Source organism: Niallia taxi, assembly GCF_032818155.1.
GTDB lineage: Bacteria > Bacillota > Bacilli > Bacillales > Cytobacillaceae > Niallia > Niallia taxi_A.
Map to the genome: position 1 here is coordinate 1,884,404 of NZ_CP102589.1, position 21,958 is coordinate 1,906,361.

A 21,958-nucleotide genomic window follows, 5' to 3' on the forward strand; every position below is an offset into this window, starting at 1 on the left:
CGAAAGGTAGTTGTATAATTATAGCTGATTTTATATTTAATGTACTTATTACATAACGAAAAGAAAGAAGGGTTAATTTGCAGGCTGAACGAGCATTACCTACTAACCAACCGATAACAGTCTATCGTATTCTGTTTGCGATAAGCCTGGGTCATTTTATCAATGATTGCATGCAATCAGTAGTACCGGCATTGTTTCCGATTATAGGGCCTACGATGAACTTGAATTATACAGAAATCGGTTGGATTGCCTTTACACTCAACATAACCTCCTCTATCATGCAGCCAGTTTTTGGCGTGCTGGCAGACAAAAAGCCGCTTCCCTATTTTTTGCCGATCGCAATGTTTTCAAGTTTGCTTGGAATGCTTGGCTTAGCACTGGCACCTAATTTTATAAGCGTGCTAGTTTCTGTCCTGTTTATCGGATTTGGATCAGCTATTTTCCATCCAGAAGGATCAAGAGTAGCTTACATGGCAGCAGGAAGCAAACGAGGCTTAGCACAAAGCATATATCAGGTCGGAGGCAATGGCGGCCAATCACTTGCCCCATTATTTACAGCTTTTATCTTTATAGGAACAGGTCAATTTGGAACAATCTGGTTCACACTGCTTGCAGCAGCAGGTATGTTTGTGTTGTTTTTTGTGTCTAACTGGTATAAACAAGAGCTTCTTGTCAAAGTGCCGGCAGCAAAAAAGACGCAAGCACATACAGAGAAACGCATGCTGAACAAGGAAATCATCATAGCAATTTGCTTATTAATCTTTTTAGTGTTTGCAAGGAGCTGGTATGGTGCTGGGATTAATAACTTTTTCCATTTTTATATGATTGAGAAATTTGATAGCAGCATTAAGCATGCACAAATATATGTTTTCTTATTTATGCTCGCAGGTGTTGTAGGCACATTCTTTGGTGGACCGCTGGCAGACAGATTTGGCAAACGCACGATTCTGCTTTTTTCTTTAATTGGCGCAGCTCCGTTTGCATTAATGCTGCCACATGTTCCTCAATGGCTAATCGCGCCACTACTTGTGCTTATCGGCTTTATTCTCCAATCGAGCTTTAGTGTAACCGTCGTCTATGCTCAAGAGCTGCTTCCAGGTATGATTGGACTTGTATCAGGACTAATTGTCGGCCTAGCGTTTGGGATGGGAGCATTAGGAGCTGTTATTTTCGGAGTAATTGGCGATTTATACAGTCTGCAGACAATCATGGTATTTTGCAGTGTGCTTCCTATTTTAGGAATACTAACTGTTTTGCTTCCGAGCGATGCAAAGGTTAGAGAAATTCATCAACGAACATAAAAAAGAAGGGGGATGGTAATCCTCCTTCTTTTAATGCTCAATCGGCCGTTTGTATTCATCTAAAGTAAAGCCTTCACCCAATACATCGTGAACAACGGTGACAGACACAAATGCATGTGGGTCAACACTTGTGATAATGGATTTCAGTCGGACAATCTCGGTTTTTGCAACAACACAGTAAAGGACTTCTTTATCTTGCTTCGTAAATGAACCGTGTCCTTTTAGCACAGTCACACCGCGATCCATTTCCTTCATGATTTTATCAGCAATATCTGGATTTTTATCAGAAATAATGATGGCTCCTCTTGCTGCATAAGCACCTTCTTGCATGAAGTCAATCAGCCTTGTGCCAACAAAAACAGCAACAAGTGTATACATTGCCTCTCTATAACTCAAGTATGTCAGCAAGGACAGCGTGATAACACATGCGTCAAACAGAAACATCGTTTTTCCAATACTCCAATGGAAGTATTTATTGACAAGTCTTGCAATAATATCGACTCCGCCAGTTGTACCGCCAAAACGAAAGATTATGCCAAGACCAATCCCAATAAAGGTTCCAGCAAACAAGGATGCGAGTGTTAAATCCTCCCGCAGTGGAATTTGCAGTTCAATTTGGGGCAGCTGGAAAAACCATAAAAACACAGATACGCTGATGGTGCCTATAATCGTGTAGATGAGAACATTTCTGCCAAGCAGTTTCCAGCCGATAAAAAACAGCGGGACATTTAAAATTAAATTTGTGATGGAAGGGTCCCAGTTGAATCTTGCGTACAAAAGGAGCGTGATTCCTGTGAAGCCACCCTCTGCCAAGTTATTTTGCATATTAAAATGTACAATTCCAAAAGAAAAGATAGCCGAACCGAGCATAATGAAGAAAATATTTTTGAGCTTTAACGTCTTAAACATCTTTTCGCCTGCTTTCTATGTATAGCTGTCATTAATATAGCCTTAGTATGGACCATTTATGTTGGAGCCTATCCATTATATCGAATAGGTGTTATATGAGCAATCTCCTATTGCTAAAAAGCCAGATTGCTGATAGCTTCATATAAAAGGTATTTTTCCCGTAAATAATAATCAAAAACATTTGTAAAAAAAGAAAATGTTAGCTAACATGAAGGGGAATAGGAAGAATAATGCAGCTTTGAGGTGAAAAGGTTTGAAAACAATGCAAGAGCTTCAAAAAGAAGTGGATGACTATATCGGACAATTTAAAGAAGGCTATTTCAGCCCATTGGCCATGATGGCAAGGCTCACAGAAGAGCTTGGAGAGCTGGCCCGTGAAATAAATCATTATTATGGAGAAAAGCCAAAAAAAGCTTCTGAAAATGAAAAAGAAATTGCTGACGAGCTTGGTGACATGTTGTTTGTGCTAATTTGCTTGGCAAATAGCTTAAACATTGATCTCGAAGAATCTCATAATAAAGTGATGCATAAATTTAACACGAGAGATAAAGACCGCTGGACTAAAAAAGACCAGGGTTCTTAAGTACGATTATTTTTAATAAATACAAAATACATAGAAGAAAAGCAATAAAGGAGCGTACGAATAGTGGAAAAAGTTAAAATTGTCATTGCAGGACCTAGAGGAAGAATGGGCAAGGAAGCGGTTTACCTGACAGGACGTACCGATCATTTCGAGTTAGTTGGTGTTTTGGATTATAAGCATGAGGGGAAAAGATTAAATGAATTAGATGATTTCACATCACCTGCTTATGATGTACCAATTTATACAGACATCGAAAAATGTTTGCAGGAAGTTAAACCAGATGTATTGATTGATTTAACTACTCCAGAGTTTGGAATGTTTCATGCTAAAACGGCTCTTCAATATGGAGTTAGACCGGTTGTTGGGACAACAGGCTTTACGAATGAAAATCTAGCAGAGCTTGAGGCATTATGTGAAGAGATGAATCGAGGCTGCATAATTGCCCCGAATTTTGCATTAGGCGCTGTTCTGATGATGAAATTTTCTAAGCTTGCCGCTAAATATTTTGATGATGTGGAAATTATCGAGTTGCATCATGACCGCAAGCTGGATGCACCAAGTGGCACTGCTGTTAAAACGGCCGAATTAATTGCAGAAGTAAGAAAACCGAAAAAACAAGGACATCCAGAGGAAAAGGAAACAATACAAGGTGCTAGAGGAGCAGACTTTGACGGAATGCGCATTCACTCTGTCAGACTTCCAGGGTTAATTGCCCATCAGCAGGTGATGTTCGGTGCTGACGGTGAAACACTTACATTAAAGCATGATTCCTACAACCGTACCTCCTTTATGTCTGGTGTTAGGTTTGCTGTCGATGAAGTGCTTAAGGCAAATGTGCTTATATATGGTCTTGAAAATATAATGGAGTAGAGGTGTAATTAATGAATATTGCATTAATAGCTCATGATAAGAAGAAAGATGATATGATTCGTTTTGTTGTTGCTTATAAAAAGATTTTTGAAAAGCATTCCTTGTTTGCGACAGGTACTACTGGAACAAAGATACAAGAGGCAACTGGATTGGATGTACATCGCTTTTGTTCAGGGCCATTAGGAGGAGACCAAGAAATAGGTGCATATATTGCCAACAATAATATGGATATGGTCTTTTTCTTTCGCGATCCGTTAACTGCACAGCCCCATGAGCCAGACGTAACGGCACTTCTCCGCTTATGTGATGTTTACTCTGTTCCATTGGCTACAAATATGGGAACAGGAGAAGTGCTGATAAGAGGTCTGGAACAAGGGGATATAGATTGGAGAAACATTGTACATGGAAATACAGACAGAGTTACAGACATTTAATATACAAGATGTAGATATATTGGCAATTGGCGCCCATGCTGACGATGTTGAGATCGGCATGGGTGCAACCCTTGCTAAATATGCAGCTGCAGGCAAAAACATTGTTATATGTGATTTAACACATAGTGAACTTTCCTCCAATGGGACAGTTGAAATCAGACAGAAAGAGGCGCTCGCTGCCGCAAAGCTGCTTGGCATTAAGGCACGTTTTACTCTCGACATCAAAGACAGAGGTCTTTGGAATGTAGACGATAATATTGCAAGCATAGTCGAGGTTATAAGAACAGTTAAGCCGAAAATCGTTTTCGCTCCATATTGGGAGGATCGCCATCCTGATCACGGTAACAGTTCCAAACTAATTGAAGAGGCAGTATTTTCGGCAGGTGTTCGCAACTTTATTGTAAAAGACACGGAGTCCCATCGTGCAAGCAGTCTTTATTTTTATATGATAAATGGGTTCCATAAGCCTGATTTTGTAATTGATGTTAGCGAATATATGGAAGCAAAAAAACAAAGCTTAAACTGTTATGCAAGTCAATTTATAAAAACAGAAGGCAGTGTGGATACACCGCTCGTCAACGGCTATATCGAAACCGTTGAAGCGAGGGAACGACTTTTTGGGAAAGAAGTCGGAACGTTCTATGCGGAAGGCTTTAAAACAAAGAAGCCTATAGTTATACATAATGATTTATTGGGTGGTAGTTTATGAAAAAGCTGAAGATAGGAATAACTTGTTACCCGACTGTTGGGGGATCTGGCGTCGTCGCGACAGAATTAGGGAAGCTGCTTGCTGAAAAAGGACATGAAATACATTTTATTTCATCAAGTATGCCTTTCCGTCTGAACAAAATGTACCATAATATATTTTTTCATCAAGTAGAAGTCAGTCAATATTCTGTTTTTCAATACCCGCCATATGATATTGCCTTAAGCAGTAAAATGGCTGAAGTGATAAACAGAGAGGAGCTCGATCTCCTGCATGTTCACTATGCGATTCCGCATGCTGTTTGTGCCATTTTAGCAAAGCAAATGAGCGGAAGAGACGTTAAGATTGTGACAACACTGCATGGAACAGATATCACTGTTTTAGGCTATGATTCATCACTTGCAGACAGCATTCGTTTTGGTATTGAAAAGTCGGATGTTGTGACAGCAGTATCGGAATCTCTTGTGAACCAATCATATGATGTAATTGGTCCGAAAAAAGACATTAAAACTGTCTATAACTTCATTGATGAACGTGTATATCGCAAGGTTGATTCCTCTCATTTGAAAAAGGAATTTGCCATCCATCCAGATGATAAAGTCGTCATTCATGTCTCTAATTTCCGCCCGGTAAAGCGTGTTACAGATGTTGTGAAGGCATTTAAAGGAATAGCTGAAAAGATGTCTGCAACACTTCTGTTAGTTGGGGATGGTCCTGAAATGTCGAATGTATGCAAGCTTGTCGACGAGCTCGGCTTAAAAGGGCAGGTCCGCTTTTTAGGAAAGCAGGAAAACCTAGAGGAGCTATACAGCATAAGTGATTTGATGCTGCTTCTATCAGAAAAGGAAAGCTTTGGTCTTGTTGCACTTGAAGCAATGGCTTGTGGCGTACCTTGTGTCGGCACAAATGTTGGCGGTATTCCTGAGGTAATTGTTGATGGTGAAACAGGTGTGATTTGCGAGCTTGGCAATATCGATGAAATAGCGAAAAAGTCGGCAGCTCTTCTCCTTGATGAGCAAAAGCATAGACAGTTTGCTGCTAACTCAGTGGTAAGAGTGAGAGATCATTTCCGCGGTGAAACGATTGTCAGTCAGTATGAGAAGATATATGAGGAATTAATTCTCTCTGGAGAATACATATGAAACAGCCATTTCTTTCTGCCATCCCGATAATTGAGGCAATAGAAAACGCAGGTTTTATTGCCTATTTTGTCGGCGGAGCGGTAAGAGACTATTTGCTGGAAAAACCTATTCATGATATTGATATAGCGACATCTGCAACCCCAGCTGAAGTGAAGAATATCTTTCACACAACCGTTGATATCGGAATAGAGCATGGCACCGTTATGGTCATATATGAGAATGAGACATATGAAGTAACTACCTTTCGAACGGAAAGCGAATATGAAGATTTCAGGCGACCAAAGGATGTAGCGTTTGTCCGCAATCTTCGTGAAGATTTGCAAAGAAGAGACTTTACGATGAACAGCTTAGCCATGGATAAAAACGGTACAATCATTGATTATTTTGACGGAAAAACAGCTCTTGCTAACAAAAGGATTGAAACGGTAGGATCAGCTGATGAGCGGTTTACAGAAGATGCACTTCGTATGATGCGTGCGATTCGATTTGTCAGCACACTCGGGTTTAAGCTAGAAGACCAAACGAGAATTGCCATTGAGGACAATAGATATCTCCTTGAAAAGATTGCAGTGGAAAGAATAACAGCAGAATTCGAGAAATTATTGCTTGGAAAAGCAAGGGATGAAGCAATTTTGCTGATGGTTCAATCAAAAATTTACGAACACCTGCCAATGCTGAAATCCCATAGAGAAGGGTTGATGCATATGGCATCCTTTTCTTTGGAGAGCTTAAATATTGAAGAAATGTGGTCTGCCCTTTTGATTGCTTGTAATGTCTCAGCAAAAGAAGCAGATGCTTTTCTGCGTAAATGGAAGCTTCCTGTAAAGAGGATTAAAACAGTCCAACATATTATCAAGAGTGTGTTTGAACGAAAGAATCAAGGGTGCTGGACAAGCTTGCATTTATTTCAATCTGGCTTGGATATTGCAATAAGCGCAGAAAAGGTATTCAGCGTAATAACGGCAAAACAGCAGGATATTGTCAGTGTAAAGGATGCCTTTGCTGCACTTCCGATTAAAGGAAGGGACGAGCTGCAAGTAACAGGACGCGACCTATTAGAGTGGAGCATCAAGCCTGCTGGTCCATGGATGAAGGAAACGATTGCTACTATTGAAAATGCTGTTGTGGAAAAGAAGCTTACAAATGAAAAACAGGCTATAAAGGAGTGGCTTAAGCAGTGGGAAATGATTTAAGAACAAAGCTGTTGCAGGCCTTCGCCGACAGGCCGAATGAATATATATCTGGCCAAGAGCTGGCCGAGGTTCTAAGGTGTTCAAGAACAGCTATATGGAAACATATCGAGGAATTGCGCAAGGATGGTTTTGTGCTCGAAGCAGTAAGGAAAAAGGGCTATCGAATTGTTGAGGTACCTCATAAAATAATACCAGATGAAATTAGATTTGGTTTAGAAACAAAACAATTAGGAAGAAGTATCCATTACGAGGAAACAGTTGATTCCACCCAACGAATTGCCCAAAGACTCGCTTATGATGGAGCTACAGAGGGAACGATTGTCATTGCAGAGGAACAGCTTGGCGGAAGAGGGAGATTAGAACGATCTTGGCATTCCCCAAAATACAAAGGGATATGGATGAGCATTATTTTGCGCCCTCGCATTCCGATTATGCAAACGCCCCAGTTGACATTATTGATGGCTGTCGCTGCAGTTAAGGGAATAGAGCAGGCAACTGGTTGTGAGCCTGGTATAAAATGGCCGAATGATTTGCTCCTGAATGGAAAAAAAATCAGTGGGATTTTAACAGAGCTTCAAGCTGACAGTGACCGCATACATTCCTTGATTATTGGAATTGGCATTAATGTTAATCTTGAATTAGAGGATTATCCAGAAGAACTCCGCAATACAGCTTCCTCTCTGTTTATTGAAACAGGGAAGGAATGGGACAGGGCAACAATTGTTCAAACCATTTTACTTGAGCTTGAGAAGCTGTACAGCCTGTACTTAGAAAACGGATTTTATCCGATAAAGCTTCTTTGGGAAAGCTATGCAGTCAGTATCGGCAAACGAGTGAAGGCGACGACCTTGAATGGCAGCTTTACAGGGATTGCTAAAGGGATAACAGATGAAGGAGTCCTGCTTCTAGAAGATGATAATGGCAAAGTCCATCACATTTATTCTGCCGACATACTGATTGAATCTTAATGTTTTTAGTAGTAAGACATTTAGTTGTCTGCTATAATGCTATTGCTGGGCGGTATCATAAGAACCGCACCAAAAATGCACGCAATAAAGTAAGATATGATAACGATGTATCTGCCTAGATCCAAACAAATAAGGACAAGGACAGAGGGATAAAAAATAAACAAGTAACAGTATCCTTCTATTTTTTTAGAGGGATTTTTTTGTTTTTTTTACGATTCCCCTCTTCCGATTAAAGGAGGAAAAAGAATTGAAAACAACAAGTGATTTCATCAAGATGAAAAATGCAGAGAAAATTAGTATGGTGACCGCTTATGATTATCCGTCTGCCAAACAGGCAGAACTTGCAGGGGTTGATATGCTGCTTGTCGGTGACTCTCTTGGAATGGTAGTGCTTGGCTATGAGTCTACTATTAAGGTGACGATGGAGGATATGATTCATCATGGAAAAGCGGTCAGACGCGGAGCGAAAAATAGCTTTATCGTCATTGACATGCCCTTCATGAGCTATCATCTTTCAGACAGAGACACTTTACTAAATGCAGCAAGGCTTATTCAGGAAACAGGAGCAAATGCTGTTAAGCTGGAAGGCGCAAATGATGTTTTTGATAAAATTCGATTGCTGACAAATGCAGGAATTCCAGTGATGGCACATCTTGGCTTAACGCCCCAGTCTGTCGGTGTATTAGGGGGCTATAAAGTACAAGGGAAAAGCAGGGAAGACGCTTTAGAGTTGCTCGAAAATGTGAAGAAATGTGAAGAAGCAGGAGCATTTTCGGTCGTTTTAGAATGTATTCCAATGCAGCTTGCAAGGGAAGCAGCAAAAGCGATTAATATTCCTACTATTGGCATAGGAGCCGGTGCAGACACAGACGGTCAGGTTCTCGTCTATCATGACATGCTCACATATGGTGTTGACAGGGTTGCCAAATTTGTTAAGCAATACACAAATATAGATGAGCCGATTGCACAGGCGCTTATAAATTATGTGCAAGAAGTAAAAACGGGCAAATTTCCGGAAGTAAAGCACAGCTACACGATGAATGAAGGCGTATTGGATGGTTTATATGGAGGAAAACGATGAAAATTATCACAACGAAGGCAGAACTGCAGGAATTGACATTAAGCTTGAAACAGCAAAAAACAATCGGCTTCGTACCAACGATGGGATACTTACATGAAGGTCATCGTGCTTTATTAAAGGAAGCGAGAAGAGAAAATGACATACTGATCTTAAGTGTGTTTGTCAATCCGCTTCAATTTGGTCCAAATGAAGACTTGGAATCCTATCCAAGAGATATAGAGCAGGATAAACTTACAGCAAAGAATGAGGGTGTCGACTATTTGTTTATGCCATCAACAGAAGAAATGTATCCGAGCACACCTTCTGTCACAGTTCATGTTCAGAAAAGAGCAGATGTATTATGTGGCAGAACAAGACCAGGCCATTTTGACGGTGTTGCCACAGTACTGACAAAGCTGTTCCATCTTGTTCAGCCTGATAATGTTTACTTTGGAAAAAAAGATGCACAGCAAGTTGCTGTTGTTGATGGATTAATACAGGATTTTCATTTTCCAATTACCCTTCATGCCGTTCAAACGGTCAGGGAAGAGGATGGACTTGCGAAGAGCTCAAGAAATGTGAAGCTGTCCCATAATGAAAGGCAAGAAGCAGGCATTCTTTATCAAACACTCTCCATGGCAAGAGAAGAGCTGATAAAGGGTAATCATGATGCCAGGGCTATTACGGATTCGTTAAGTAAAAGGATTGAGACAAATACGAGCGGTAAAGTTGATTATCTGGAAATCCTGACATATCCTGAGCTGCAAGAACCGAGCCATTGGGAAGGTTCGCTTATAATTGCAGTGGCTGTCCGCTTTAATAACGCTAGATTAATTGATAATATCATTTTTGATATAAATGAAATGGCTATTGGAAAAGGAGCAAGCACATGTTCCGAACAATGATGAATGGGAAGATCCATCGAGCGATAGTGACAGAAGCAAATTTGAATTATGTTGGCAGTATTACAATTGATGAGGACATTCTGGATGCAGTGAATATGCTTCCAAATGAAAAGGTACAGATTGTTAACAATAATAATGGCGCTCGCCTGGAAACATATATTATTCCAGGAAAAAGGGGCAGTGGAACAATCTGTCTAAATGGTGCAGCAGCAAGACTAGTGCAGGTTGGTGATACAGTTATCATCATTTCCTATGCAGTTATGACGAATGAAGAAGCACATCTTCATAAACCAAAGGTTGCCATTATGGGAGAAAACAATCGAATTGCAGAACTGCTGAGCCAGGAGCCAGAAAAGACAATTCTGTAAAGTTAAAATTAACAGGCTTTTTGTTATTATTCTGCGCATTTGTAAAAGCTATTAATGCGTGAGAAGAGGAACAAAAAGCCTTTTTGCAGCCTGTTTTAGCATTTCAATGGGAATACAGGCAGAGCAATCCGGTTGAAGAACACTTTTAAAGGTATTATTGGACAATAAATATGCAGTAATTTCTTTTCCTTTTCTCTATTTTATGATACCGTTTGAATGACTGAAAGTTAGAGGTGGATGTAATGGGGAATAAATATGTGGTGGTCGATTTGGAAACAAACGGGAATTCACCAAAAAAAGGAGATCGAATCATTCAGTTCGCGGCAGTCGTGATTGAGGATGGGAAAATAGTAGAGGAGTATTCCTCCCTGTTGAATCCTCTGCAGCCAATTTCTCCCTTTATAGAGGAACTGACTGGCATAAATGATGAGATGGTGGAGTCGGCGCCATTATTTGATGAAATTGCAGAAAAGGTGCAGTCCTTACTTAAGGATGCCTACTTTGTTGCACATAATGTAATGTTTGATCTGTCATTCTTGTCAGATGAATTGGAACAGGCCGGTTTTGAAGGGTTTTATGGACCGATAATTGACACGGTGGAAATGGCTAGGATTTTGTTTCCTACAGCGGACAGCTACAAGCTGACAGATTTGGCAATTCAGGAAAACATCGAGCATGACCGTCCACATCAGGCTGATAGTGATGCGTATGTAACAGCAGAGCTGTTGCTTATTATGTTAAATAAACTAGAAGAACTGCCTTTGCAAACAATTAGGCAATTAGAAAGCTTGAGCGGTGCATTAAAAAGCGATCTGGACCAGCTTCTGGATCAAATAGCTATCAAACAGCAGAAAACGAATTCTTTTATGCGTGAAGGGCTGGAGATATACAGAGGATTGGCGCTCAAACTGGAAGATACGGAAAAAGCTGCAAAAAAGAATTTGCAGGATTACATAGAGTTTAACGAAAAAGATATTGAGAATAGAATGAGGCAAGTGTTGCCGAACTATGTTACAAGAGCTGGTCAGCAAGAAATGATTCAAGACGTTCTTAAGTGCTTTAATGGGAATATGCATGGGCTAATCGAGGCTGGAACGGGTATTGGCAAATCATTGGCCTATTTGCTTGGAGCAGCCTATTTTGCCAAAAAGGAAAAGAAGCAGATTGTCGTCAGCACCTTCACAACACAGCTGCAGGAACAGCTTACTCACAAGGATTTACCGATCCTTGAGAGCATTATTCCATTTCCTATCATGTCCACTGTGCTGAAGGGAAGAAACCACTATATCAGCTTAGATAAGTTTGAGGTTTCTCTTAAGGAACAGGATGACAACTACGATATCGTTTTAACGAAAATGCAAATTTTAATCTGGCTGACAGAAACGCAGACAGGTGATAAGGATGAACTGAATCTGTCGAGCGGGGGCCTTAAGTTTTGGCATAAAATAAAAAATAACGGCAACTTTTCCTTGCCTTTTTCTAAAGAATGGGCTCCAAAGGATTTTTACCGACGTACAAGAAATGCGGCACAAAAGGCTGATATTATCATCACAAATCATGCTTTAATGCTTAATAATCTTACAGCAGACAAGGGGCTTCTGCCTAATTATGAGTATGCGATAATTGACGAAGGACATCATTTTGAGAAAAATGCCATAAAGCATTTTGGGCACCAGTTTTCCTATGTCAGCGCAAAGCTTAGCTTCCAAGCTATTGGAACATACGAGCAGAAACAGCTGCTTTATAAACTGCTCTCCAATTTTGATGAGGTTCATGATGAAAAAATCAAGCTGAATAGACTGCTAGCAGATCTTCTATTGGAGCTTGATGAGCTGTTTAGGACAATATTAAGATATGTTAAAAGGACTGCAAATAAGTCTTCAAGTAAAGCAAGCATTCGTATTAAAAGAGACGGATCTATTCAATGGAATCAAATTGAAATTGTCGCAGAGCGATTTATTTTTTTACTGAAGGATTGTAAAAACGCGCTTTTACAATCACTTGAAGCTTTTTATGGAAAAACCGATATATCCGCACTTCCCATGAATCAAGTGTTGGCAGCGGATAGAATAAAAGGAATCCTTGAAGAATGGGATAAATACATGCTGACACTGCGCCAGATTTTTTTGCGAGAGGAAGAAAATATAACATGGCTTGAGGTTGATTGGAAAAGCTATCCCCATCAAGCAGTGCTTTATGCTCAGCCTCATTCCGTATCAGAGCTGCTTTTACAGCATTTGTTCGCAAAAAAGAAAAGTGTTGTGTTCGCGTCTGCGACATTAACTGTAAATAACAGCTTTGATTATTATGTAAAAGCATTAGGGCTTGCTGAAACAAACCATGTTGAAAAACAGATTCCTTCTCCGTTTCAATATGACAAGCAGGTCAGGCTGATAGTGCCAGATGAAGTGCCGGAGATTAATAATGTACCGCTTGATGAGTATATAGAGGCAGTAACAGGACATATTGTGACAATCGCACAGGCAACGAGCGGACGTATGTTGATTTTGTTCACATCCAATGAAATGCTGAAGAAAACATATGAGCTTATAAAAGAAAAAGGAAGCCTTCCTGATTATGCTATTCTTGCTCAAGGCATCACGACTGGAAGCAGGATGAGGCTGACTAGAAATTTTCAGCGCTACGATAAAGCCATCCTTCTTGGAACGAACAGCTTTTGGGAGGGTATTGACATTCCGGGAGAAGATTTGACCTGTTTGATTATTGTTAGGCTGCCATTTTCTTCACCGGATGAGCCTTTGAATGAAGCTAAAAACGAACGTATCAAATCTTTGGGAGGCAATCCGTTCCTTGAAAACAGCTTGCCTGAAGCGGTACTTCGATTCAAGCAAGGCTTCGGCAGACTGATTCGGACTGAAACAGATAAAGGGTTCATCGTGATACTTGATAGAAGGATTTTGACAACAACTTATGGGGAGACGTTTTTGAAATCAATTCCACATGTGCCGTTGATTAGAAAGAAACTCGATGATATTGAATTTTTTATTAACGAATGGATTTAATGCTTTTCGTCTTGTGATAAAATAATAGACGAAATATACAAGTACTCCTTATACTAAGGATTAGTTAAGAGGTTATCATCTGATCCTTAGTAACTAAAAAAACATATATAAAGAAGTGATGAAATGAAAAAATGGATTTGGTCTTGTGCTGGGCTTGTCGTGATTGTGCTGGGCATTGTCGTCTATACATATGTAACAGCATATAAGCCTGTATCAAAAGCAGAGGAGACCGCAGAAAAAATCGCAAAAGAAGAAGCTGGGGTTGTGAGTATTGATAAATTTTCGCTTTATAACGGTAATGATAGCTACTATGTTGTAGAGGGGAAAAACAAGGATAAAGAAGATGTAATTGTTTGGATTGAAGAGAAGACCCATGGTATTACTGTTGAAAACAAAAAAGATGGGCTGACAAAACAAGCGGTTATTAATAAAATATCATCGGAGAGGGAACTCAAAAAAATTGATACTGTCCGACTAGGCATGCTTGAGGGTATTCCGGTTTGGGAAGTATACGCACATACCGATGATGATTTGATAAATTATTTTTATTTTGACTTTGAAACAGGAGAATTACTTAGAAATATTGAAAATATTTAGACAAATGCTTACCTAGCATCTATAATTTAATCATCCTGACCGACTCTGCTCCCTTGTCAGAGTCTCGCTGGAATAAATCGAATTTTTCGGAGAATGGATATTTGGAGGAGAAAAACAATGAATGTTCAATTAGCAAAAAGAGTAAATGCTTTAACACCATCAACAACTCTTGCGATTACAGCAAAAGCAAAATCCTTGAAAGAAGAGGGGCATGATGTAATCGGTCTGGGGGCAGGCGAACCAGATTTTAATACTCCTCAAAATATCATTGAAGCTGCTGTGAAAAGCATGAATGAAGGTCATACTAAGTATACGCCGGCGGCAGGTCTGCCACTATTGAAAAAGGCGATTATCAATAAGCTTCAAAGAGATCAGGGTCTTGCCTATGAACCTAATCAAATCATCGTTACAAATGGTGCTAAGCACGGTTTGTATACTTTATTTCAAGTGCTGTTGGATGAGGGAGATGAAGTCATCATTCCTATTCCTTACTGGGTGAGCTATCCGGAGCAAGTAAAGCTTGCTGATGGTGTGCCAGTATATGTGGATGGACTAGAAGAGAATGAGTTTAAAATTACTCCTGACCAACTAAAGTCAGCAATTACTGCAAAAACAAAAGCAGTTATCATCAATTCACCAAGCAATCCGACAGGTATGATTTATACGAAAGAAGAATTGCTTGCACTTGGAGAAATTTGTCTTGAGCATAATGTTCTGATCATTTCAGATGAAATATATGAAAAGTTAGTCTATGGTGAAAACGAGCATGTTTCCATTGCTTCCCTTTCACCAGAGTTAAAAGAAGCTACAATCGTTATAAACGGTGTGTCTAAATCACACAGCATGACAGGTTGGCGTATCGGCTATGCTGCAGGAAACAAAGCTATTATATCTGCAATGACGAACCTTGCAAGCCATAGCACTTCCAATCCGACAACACCTTCCCAGTATGCAACAATTGAGGCATATGAGGGACCACAGGATTCTGTTGAGGAAATGAAAGACGCATTCAGTCAAAGACTGGATATCATTCATCAGAAATTGAATGATATTCCTGGTGTTACTTGCCTTAAGCCAAAAGGAGCCTTCTATTTATTCCCGAATGTGGAGAAGGCTGTGAAATTGACAGGCTACACAGATACAGATGAATTTGTAAGTGCCCTGCTGGAAGAAGCGCTTGTAGCTGTTATTCCTGGCTCTGGTTTCGGTGCGGACAATTATATTCGCTTATCTTATGCAACAAGCTTGGAGCTGCTTGAAAAAGCAGTGGACAGAATCCATCATTTTGTCGAAAGCAAAGCAGCAAAAGAAACAGTATAATAAAAAAAAACGGCAAGCTGAGTCTTGTCGTTTTTTTATTTAAGAACAGAATTTTCTCAAAATACGCTCCTGTTAGCGATTATGTTGATTGTGAAACTTAAGAAGGGTATAATGTAATGATAGATAGCAAGTAAAAATAGACTTTATATCTGCAAAAAATATTGCTTTTTTAGCAATACTGCCTTAAAGGAAAAGAGTGGATTATTTACTTTTTTCTTTAAAAAAAGGTCTGCCTAAAGGCATTGCTATTACATATAAAATTTTGATTTTATCGGTTTTGGAGGAGTATATTGTGATTAAATCAACTATAGCTGAATTACCTAAACATGTTGATAAAGAAGTAAAAATCGGCGCTTGGATTGCCAATAAACGTTCAAGTGGAAAAATCGCGTTTTTACAGCTGCGTGACGGTACTGGATTTGTACAAGGTGTAGTCGTAAAAAGTGATGTGCCAGAAGAAGTTTTTCAAGCAGCTAAATCTGTAACACAGGAATCTTCCGTTTATGTGACTGGAAAGGTACAAACGGACGAGCGTTCTCCATTCGGATACGAGCTTCTTGTATCTGGAGTTGAAGTGATCCATGCATCTGTCGACTATCCAATCACACCAAAAGAGCACGGAACAGAATTTTTGATGGATAACCGTCATTTATGGCTTCGTTCTAAACGCCAGCATGCGGTTATGAAGATTAGAAATGAAATCATACGTGCGACATATCAGTTCTTTAATGAAAATGGTTTCGCGAAGGTGGATCCGCCAATTTTAACAGGCAGCGCACCTGAAGGAACAACAGAGCTATTTGCAACGAAGTATTTTGATGAGGATGCTTACTTGTCTCAAAGCGGACAGCTTTATATGGAAGCTGCTGCAATGGCATTAGGAAAGGTTTTCTCCTTTGGTCCGACATTCCGTGCCGAAAAATCGAAAACTCGCCGTCACTTGATTGAGTTCTGGATGATTGAACCGGAAATGGCTTTCTATGAATTTGAGGATAATCTTGTAGTTCAAGAAGAGTATGTTTCCTTTATTGTTCAATCGGTTTTAGCAAACTGCCAGCTTGAATTGAAAACATTAGGAAGAGATTTGTCAAAGCTTGAGCAAATTAAAGCACCATTCCCGCGTATCAGCTATGATGATGCTATTAGCTTGCTTCATGAAAAAGGCTTTGATGATATTCAATGGGGAGATGATTTTGGGGCTCCGCATGAAACAGCAATTGCAGAAACATACGATAAGCCTGTGTTCATTACACATTACCCAACTTCATTAAAGCCATTCTATATGCAGCCAGACCCGAACAGAGATGATGTTGTTTTATGTGCTGACTTGATTGCACCAGAAGGCTATGGAGAAATTATCGGCGGTTCAGAACGTATTCACGACATGGACTTGCTTGAACAGCGTGTACAGGAGCATCAATTGGATGCAGAAACATATAAATGGTATTTAGAGCTTCGTAAATATGGCTCTGTTCCACATTCAGGCTTTGGATTAGGCTTGGAAAGAACAGTTGCTTGGATTAGCGGTGTGGAACATGTAAGAGAAACAATTCCATTCCCAAGATTGCTGAACCGTTTGTATCCATAATATAAAAAACAGATAAGGGCAGAATGCATCTATTGAATCTTTAAGATAATATATGCATTCTCCCTTTCCTTTTGTCTGTTATTAGGAAGCAGCACCCAAAATATTTCCTTCAATTGCCTGTGAATCCATGATACAAGCAATCTAATGAATTTGGTATACTAGATTAGAGGTGTTTAAATGAATAAATCAGTAATGTTAAAATGGCTTCAAGAAGGAAACATCCATATTCCAACCACACTTCTAACCCATTATCACACACTTAAACTTAATGAAAAGGAACTAGTTCTTTTGCTTCAAGTTCTAGCTTTTTTGGACAAAGGCAAGGAATTTCCTACCCCTTCCGAAATTGCCGCAAATATGTCGATAGACTCAGTTGAATGCCATGAAATGTTAAGTCAGCTTATTCGTCGGGGCTATATTACGATCATTGATGGTGTTAATGAGTTTGGCATCCGCTTTGAACGATATTCTATTGAGCCACTATGGGAAAAATTAATTGATCAATATATAGCGGCAGACAGAAAAGAAGAAGTGGATGTCGATCATAAAAAAGAAACAGATTTATATACATGCTTTGAACAGGAATTTGGCAGACCGCTGTCTCCATTCGAAATAGAGACATTAGGAATGTGGCTTGACGATGATCATCATGATACGGTCATCATCAAAGCTGCCTTAAAAGAGGCTGTTATTTCCGGAAAGCTGAACTTTCGCTATATTGACAGGATATTATTTGAATGGAAAAAGAATGGAATCAAAACAATCCAACAGGCGCAGAACCATGGAAAGAAATTCCGTTCTTATCAAGGAAGTAATAAGGAGCAAGAGCCAGAGGCACCAAAAACAAAATCTGTTCAATTTTATAATTGGCTGGAGCAATAAAAAAGCAAAAGGAGGCTGTTGGAATTCTCTTTTCCTAATGTGGTATAAGGAGAAGGGAACGGCAGTCTCTGCTTTTTTTAAAAAGGAAAACTAATAGAGATTATCTATAGCCAAAGAGCTGCTTCTTTGGGAAAACTAGCAAAAAGGGCTGAAGAAAATGCTGAAAAAAGATCAGATTAGACATTGTCTTGATGTAATGGGTGAAATGTTTCCTGAAGCACATTGTGAGCTTGTGCATGCAAACCCATTTGAACTAGTAATCGCGGTTGCTTTATCCGCCCAGTGCACCGACGTTTTAGTAAATAAAGTAACAAAAAACCTATTTCAAAAATATAAAACACCAGAGGACTATTTAAGTGTGCCATTAGAAGAATTGCAAGATGATATTCGTTCTATTGGTTTATTTCGAAATAAGGCAAAGAATATTCAAAAGCTGTGTCAAATGCTTTTAGAAAAATACAATGGCGAGGTTCCAAAGGATAGAGATGAATTGATTAATCTTCCCGGGGTTGGAAGAAAAACAGCTAATGTTGTTGTGTCTGTTGCCTATAATATTCCGGCGATTGCTGTTGATACCCATGTGGAAAGAGTTAGCAAACGATTAGGCTTTTGTCGTTGGAAGGACTCTGTGCTTGAGGTAGAGAAAGCATTAATGAAAAAAGTGCCAGAAGAGGAATGGTCTGTTACACATCATCGAATGATATTTTTTGGAAGATACCATTGTAAAGCCCAAAACCCGCAGTGTGAGGTATGCCCACTTCTAACAGAATGCAGAGAAGGTAAAAAGCGAATGAAAAAAGCCGGTGTTCTTGTATGACGAACCCCATTCTCCTTGATATACCTAATGAGTTGAAGCATCAATCCCTTAAATCAGAAGACGAAAAAATAGAGGTGATTTGTGCTGAGTCCTTTCAGGCAGAACGTCCCTTTATGCATGATGCAGCCTTTTATCATGGCCATAAAACTATGCTCCCTTGGCAAGCAGAGAATGTAAAAGAATGTGTTTCTGCTGTTTTTATCTTGTGGAAAGGGATAAGCTCAGAAGTAGAGGAAGCCGTTAAAAGCAGGGATAAAAAGAACACGGTTGTTCTTATGGAGAAAGGCATCCGGTTGTTTTTGGAATGCTTGTATTGGTCCAATGATATGCCTGTTAACATTAAAGATGGTATATTCGCACAAGAACTTAAGATAAAGCCGTTTAACGGTCTGGAGAGGCTTTTATACATCCTATCAAGACCAGGCGGCTATCATTCCTATCGCCAGCTGGATGAGTTATTTAAAGAATTGGAAAAACAGTTTGCCATAAAAATGATTAAGCGTAAATAAAAAAATCGTTCCCCTATAGGAGAACGATTTTTTTTTATGGTGTTGTTGTGCTTTGTTGAGATTGGTCAGCAGAATCTTCTGTCTGTGTCGATTCATCAGCCTCATTTTCATCTGGCTCAACTTCATTTTCATCAGGTTCTTCAGCTTCTTCTTCATCTTCATCTTTATTGTTGCCATTACCATTACCGTTGTTGCCGTTGTTGTTACCATTGCCATTGCCATTGCCGTTGCCGTTATTACCGTTGTTGTTACCATTACCATTATTATTGTTCTTTTTATCCTCTTCAGTGCCTGTATTTTGGTCATCTGTTGTTGTGTCCTCGTCGACCGTTTCATTTTCATCTGTTGCAGGCTGTTCCTCAAGCTTCGCAGGAACCTTAACTGATGCGGAAACAACGTCACTTGTCATGCTGCTGCTCTTAGCTGTAATCGTAAAGGTGTAAGTACTGTCAGGATCAGGTTTAGCAATCTTGAGACTCGTATCAGATGTGGTTGTCAGCTGCTCTGCAGCACCACCATTTATGCTTACACTCACATCGAATTTCACATCACTTGTATCTCCATAGCTCCATGACAGATTTACGGCATCATTATCTTTATCATAAGAAGCTTTTGCGTTTTTGGCCGGATCTAGCTTATTGTACTTCTCCGAAACCTTTTGAACCATATTGCCCTTGACCGCATATTCAGTCAAGATTTGGCTGCTAGGTGTGTAGCTGCTTGCAAGTCTTGCCGGATATGTGCCTTTTTCAATGCTGACCTTTTCTACACTGTCAGGCATTTTGAAATCGGCTGTTTCCACATCTTGCGAAATGTATTGCATGATGTTTTTAAAGAGCAGCTGGGCAATTCTTTGGTCATTGCTGACCGTGTTTGAACGCAAGTAGTTCTGCCTTTTTTCATAACCGGTCCAAACTGCCATTGTGTAATTCGTTGTATATCCCGCAAACCAGGCATCAGGTGAAGCGCCTGCTGGAATATTATATTTTTGCATTTCATCAGTAGAATAGTTTGTCGTACCTGTTTTACCTGCCATCGGCAAGCCAGGAACGTTTGCAGTTGATCCTGTACCATATGATGAGTTAACAACGCTTTTCAGCATGTCTGTAATCATAAACGCTGTATAATCCTGCATTGCCACTTCTGATTCAGGCTCCATATTAATTTTTGTGCCATCATTTAATGTAAAGTAGCGGACAGAGTGAGGTGTATTGTATACTCCTTCATTACCAAACGCACTATACGCTCCGGCAAGCTGAAGGCTAGTAATTCCTTGATCTTTACCACCAAGTCCACCGATAGAATATGATTCGTACATTTCATTAAGTGTAATACCTAAGTTGCTTGCGAATTGCTGCGCGTTATCGGCCCCAGCCGCACGGAATGCTTCCAATGCTGGAATATTTCGAGATCGTGCTAATGCCTCACGAATAGACATCGAACCAAGGAACTTGTTATCAAAGTTATTGATAGGCGTTTTAGCTGTATCATTATACGTTGTCGGCTTATCCTCAACCGTTTCATATGTTCCCCATTTTAAATACTCAATTGCAGGACCATAGTCAAGGATTGGTTTGATTGTTGAACCAGGCTGACGCGGATTTTCTGTTGCGTAGTTGAAGCCGAGCTTCACATCAGGATCACGGTCACCGCCAAGTGCGAGAATTCCGCCAGTTTTCGTATCAAGCAAGCTGATACCCGCTTGGAAGTCCTCATCAGGGAATTCGACGATATTGCCTTCATACATAACTTTATCAACATAATCCTGTGCCTTTGTATCCAATGTTGTATGAATTTCCAAACCATCTGTATACACATTCACATCTGGATATTTATCCTCGATTTCGGAAATAACTTGCTTAATAAATGGATCATATTTCATATCAGAAGTTTCTCTTTTATCTTCTGCTACAAGTGAATCTGTTAATGAGGCAGCTTGTGCTTCCTTCATTTCAGAATCATTAATATATCCATGCTGATTCATTAATGACAAGACAATATTACGGCGCTTTTCTGCTCTATCCGGGTTTTTAAATGGATTGTATGCGTTTGGTGCCTGTGGCATACCTGCAAGCATTGCCGCTTCTGGCAATGTTAGCTCATCCAAGTCCTTATCAAAGTAAATCTTTGCAGCTGTTTTAACACCGCTCATGTTTTCTGACATGAATATTTTGTTTACATACATTTCGAATATTTCCTGCTTCGTATACTTACGCTCAAGCTGGATTGCAAGCCAAGCTTCCTGTGCTTTACGAGACAGTGTTTTTTGCGGCTGGTTAAAGAAGAAGTTTTTCACAACCTGCTGTGTGATTGTACTTGCTCCTTCGGATCCAAAGCCGTTTGTAAAGTTGGCAATAACTGCACCGCCTAAACGAATCGGATCAATACCATGATGCTTAAAGAATCGGGAGTCCTCTGTAGCGATAAATGCATCCTTAACAAGCTCGGGAATATCCTCATACTTAACATAATCCCTGTTAACGGCTCCGATCTTTTCAATTGGTTTGTCATCCATGTCATAAATAGTCGAGGAAATGGAGTCCTTTAAGACACTTGCATTAAGCTCAGGAGCATCCTTTACCATCACCGCAAAGGTAATTGCCCCTGCAATTATCCCGATGATACCAAGGCTGATTAGCACGAGAAAAACTCGTTTGAAGATCTGCTTCGCGCCTTTCTTTTTGCCCTTTGGCTTTTTTTCCTTCGGCTTTTTATTGTTCTCTGATTGGAGCTGCTTACGGCGCTCCTCTCGCGTTTGGTATTTATCTGTCATACTAGTTCCT

Annotated in this window: 20 protein-coding genes; 18 read left to right on the forward strand and 2 right to left on the reverse strand. The window is 39.8% G+C overall.

Annotated elements, in window-relative coordinates:
- Positions 1–77: 77 nt before the first annotated feature.
- Positions 78–1,301, forward strand: coding sequence for an MFS transporter (locus tag NQZ71_RS09310; RefSeq protein WP_260054821.1), 1,224 nt, complete (start codon positions 78–80; stop codon positions 1,299–1,301).
- Between the two features lie 30 nt (positions 1,302–1,331).
- Here the strand turns inward: NQZ71_RS09310 and NQZ71_RS09315 are convergent, their stop codons facing one another.
- Entirely contained in the window at positions 1,332–2,210 is an 879-nt protein-coding gene (locus NQZ71_RS09315; protein WP_144452844.1) for a YitT family protein, read from the reverse strand.
- Between the two features lie 262 nt (positions 2,211–2,472).
- Here NQZ71_RS09315 and NQZ71_RS09320 point away from each other — a divergent pair, with 262 nt between their 5' ends.
- The 17 genes from NQZ71_RS09320 (at position 2,473) to NQZ71_RS09400 (ending at position 19,175) form a co-directional block, all read left to right on the forward strand.
- On the forward strand, positions 2,473–2,793 hold the full coding sequence (locus NQZ71_RS09320) for a nucleotide pyrophosphohydrolase (protein ID WP_144453392.1): 321 nt from the start codon (positions 2,473–2,475) through the stop codon (positions 2,791–2,793).
- 63 nt (positions 2,794–2,856) lie between these two features.
- Positions 2,857–3,663 (forward strand): 4-hydroxy-tetrahydrodipicolinate reductase, encoded by an 807-nt coding sequence (dapB, locus tag NQZ71_RS09325; protein ID WP_317011703.1) that lies wholly within the window; start codon positions 2,857–2,859, stop codon positions 3,661–3,663.
- Between the two features lie 11 nt (positions 3,664–3,674).
- A complete protein-coding gene (gene mgsA, locus NQZ71_RS09330) occupies positions 3,675–4,097 on the forward strand; it encodes a methylglyoxal synthase (protein WP_144452847.1) in 423 nt (140 codons plus the stop codon).
- On the forward strand, positions 4,066–4,806 hold the full coding sequence (gene bshB1, locus NQZ71_RS09335) for a bacillithiol biosynthesis deacetylase BshB1 (protein WP_275005723.1): 741 nt from the start codon (positions 4,066–4,068) through the stop codon (positions 4,804–4,806). Before mgsA ends, bshB1 begins: the two co-directional genes overlap by 32 nt.
- Positions 4,803–5,945 carry an N-acetyl-alpha-D-glucosaminyl L-malate synthase BshA gene (gene bshA, locus NQZ71_RS09340; protein ID WP_144452851.1) on the forward strand — a complete coding sequence of 381 codons (1,143 nt, stop codon included), beginning with the start codon at positions 4,803–4,805 and terminating at the stop codon, positions 5,943–5,945. The genes bshB1 and bshA overlap by 4 nt, the downstream gene beginning before the upstream one ends.
- Positions 5,942–7,138 (forward strand): CCA tRNA nucleotidyltransferase, encoded by a 1,197-nt coding sequence (locus NQZ71_RS09345; protein WP_317011704.1) that lies wholly within the window; start codon positions 5,942–5,944, stop codon positions 7,136–7,138. Before bshA ends, NQZ71_RS09345 begins: the two co-directional genes overlap by 4 nt.
- Complete coding sequence (locus NQZ71_RS09350; protein WP_317011705.1) at positions 7,123–8,106, forward strand: biotin--[acetyl-CoA-carboxylase] ligase; 984 nt, start codon at positions 7,123–7,125, stop codon at positions 8,104–8,106. Before NQZ71_RS09345 ends, NQZ71_RS09350 begins: the two co-directional genes overlap by 16 nt.
- A gap of 247 nt (positions 8,107–8,353) precedes the next feature.
- Positions 8,354–9,187 (forward strand): 3-methyl-2-oxobutanoate hydroxymethyltransferase, encoded by an 834-nt coding sequence (gene panB, locus NQZ71_RS09355; protein WP_275005717.1) that lies wholly within the window; start codon positions 8,354–8,356, stop codon positions 9,185–9,187.
- Positions 9,184–10,071 carry a pantoate--beta-alanine ligase gene (panC, locus tag NQZ71_RS09360; protein ID WP_317011706.1) on the forward strand — a complete coding sequence of 296 codons (888 nt, stop codon included), beginning with the start codon at positions 9,184–9,186 and terminating at the stop codon, positions 10,069–10,071. Before panB ends, panC begins: the two co-directional genes overlap by 4 nt.
- Positions 10,056–10,439, forward strand: coding sequence for an aspartate 1-decarboxylase (gene panD, locus NQZ71_RS09365; protein WP_317011707.1), 384 nt, complete (start codon positions 10,056–10,058; stop codon positions 10,437–10,439). Before panC ends, panD begins: the two co-directional genes overlap by 16 nt.
- A 242-nt stretch (positions 10,440–10,681) precedes the next feature.
- Complete coding sequence (dinG, locus tag NQZ71_RS09370; protein WP_144452863.1) at positions 10,682–13,462, forward strand: ATP-dependent DNA helicase DinG; 2,781 nt, start codon at positions 10,682–10,684, stop codon at positions 13,460–13,462.
- A 123-nt stretch (positions 13,463–13,585) separates the two neighbouring features.
- Positions 13,586–14,059, forward strand: a complete 474-nt coding sequence (locus NQZ71_RS09375; protein ID WP_144452865.1) for a cell wall elongation regulator TseB-like domain-containing protein — start codon at positions 13,586–13,588, stop codon at positions 14,057–14,059.
- A 117-nt stretch (positions 14,060–14,176) separates the two neighbouring features.
- Positions 14,177–15,379 carry a pyridoxal phosphate-dependent aminotransferase gene (locus tag NQZ71_RS09380; RefSeq protein WP_144452867.1) on the forward strand — a complete coding sequence of 401 codons (1,203 nt, stop codon included), beginning with the start codon at positions 14,177–14,179 and terminating at the stop codon, positions 15,377–15,379.
- A gap of 295 nt (positions 15,380–15,674) precedes the next feature.
- Positions 15,675–16,967 carry an asparagine--tRNA ligase gene (gene asnS, locus NQZ71_RS09385; RefSeq protein ID WP_150908953.1) on the forward strand — a complete coding sequence of 431 codons (1,293 nt, stop codon included), beginning with the start codon at positions 15,675–15,677 and terminating at the stop codon, positions 16,965–16,967.
- 177 nt (positions 16,968–17,144) lie between these two features.
- Positions 17,145–17,849, forward strand: coding sequence for a DnaD domain-containing protein (locus NQZ71_RS09390; protein WP_275005707.1), 705 nt, complete (start codon positions 17,145–17,147; stop codon positions 17,847–17,849).
- 157 nt (positions 17,850–18,006) lie between these two features.
- Entirely contained in the window at positions 18,007–18,666 is a 660-nt protein-coding gene (gene nth, locus NQZ71_RS09395) for an endonuclease III (RefSeq protein WP_144452871.1), read from the forward strand.
- Positions 18,663–19,175 carry a YpoC family protein gene (locus tag NQZ71_RS09400; RefSeq protein ID WP_260054828.1) on the forward strand — a complete coding sequence of 171 codons (513 nt, stop codon included), beginning with the start codon at positions 18,663–18,665 and terminating at the stop codon, positions 19,173–19,175. Before nth ends, NQZ71_RS09400 begins: the two co-directional genes overlap by 4 nt.
- Before the next feature lie 34 nt (positions 19,176–19,209).
- Here the strand turns inward: NQZ71_RS09400 and NQZ71_RS09405 are convergent, their stop codons facing one another.
- Entirely contained in the window at positions 19,210–21,948 is a 2,739-nt protein-coding gene (locus NQZ71_RS09405; RefSeq protein WP_317011709.1) for a transglycosylase domain-containing protein, read from the reverse strand.
- Positions 21,949–21,958 lie beyond the last annotated feature (10 nt).

Bases quoted from the DNA above. Each gene is read 5' to 3' on its own strand.
- nth (WP_144452871.1), top strand. From the start codon at position 18,007: ATGCTGAAAAAAGATCAGATTAGACATTGTCTTGATGTAATGGGTGAA.
- NQZ71_RS09345 (WP_317011704.1), top strand. From the start codon at position 5,942: ATGAAACAGCCATTTCTTTCTGCCATCCCGATAATTGAGGCAATAGAA.
- NQZ71_RS09375 (WP_144452865.1), top strand. From the start codon at position 13,586: ATGAAAAAATGGATTTGGTCTTGTGCTGGGCTTGTCGTGATTGTGCTG.
- NQZ71_RS09320 (WP_144453392.1), top strand. From the start codon at position 2,473: ATGCAAGAGCTTCAAAAAGAAGTGGATGACTATATCGGACAATTTAAA.
- panC (WP_317011706.1), top strand. From the start codon at position 9,184: ATGAAAATTATCACAACGAAGGCAGAACTGCAGGAATTGACATTAAGC.
- NQZ71_RS09400 (WP_260054828.1), top strand. From the start codon at position 18,663: ATGACGAACCCCATTCTCCTTGATATACCTAATGAGTTGAAGCATCAA.
- NQZ71_RS09380 (WP_144452867.1), top strand. From the start codon at position 14,177: ATGAATGTTCAATTAGCAAAAAGAGTAAATGCTTTAACACCATCAACA.
- bshB1 (WP_275005723.1), top strand. From the start codon at position 4,066: ATGGAAATACAGACAGAGTTACAGACATTTAATATACAAGATGTAGAT.
- NQZ71_RS09405 (WP_317011709.1), bottom strand. From the start codon at position 21,948: ATGACAGATAAATACCAAACGCGAGAGGAGCGCCGTAAGCAGCTCCAA.
- dinG (WP_144452863.1), top strand. From the start codon at position 10,682: ATGGGGAATAAATATGTGGTGGTCGATTTGGAAACAAACGGGAATTCA.
- mgsA (WP_144452847.1), top strand. From the start codon at position 3,675: ATGAATATTGCATTAATAGCTCATGATAAGAAGAAAGATGATATGATT.
- NQZ71_RS09315 (WP_144452844.1), bottom strand. From the start codon at position 2,210: ATGTTTAAGACGTTAAAGCTCAAAAATATTTTCTTCATTATGCTCGGT.
- panD (WP_317011707.1), top strand. From the start codon at position 10,056: ATGTTCCGAACAATGATGAATGGGAAGATCCATCGAGCGATAGTGACA.
- bshA (WP_144452851.1), top strand. From the start codon at position 4,803: ATGAAAAAGCTGAAGATAGGAATAACTTGTTACCCGACTGTTGGGGGA.
- NQZ71_RS09390 (WP_275005707.1), top strand. From the start codon at position 17,145: ATGAATAAATCAGTAATGTTAAAATGGCTTCAAGAAGGAAACATCCAT.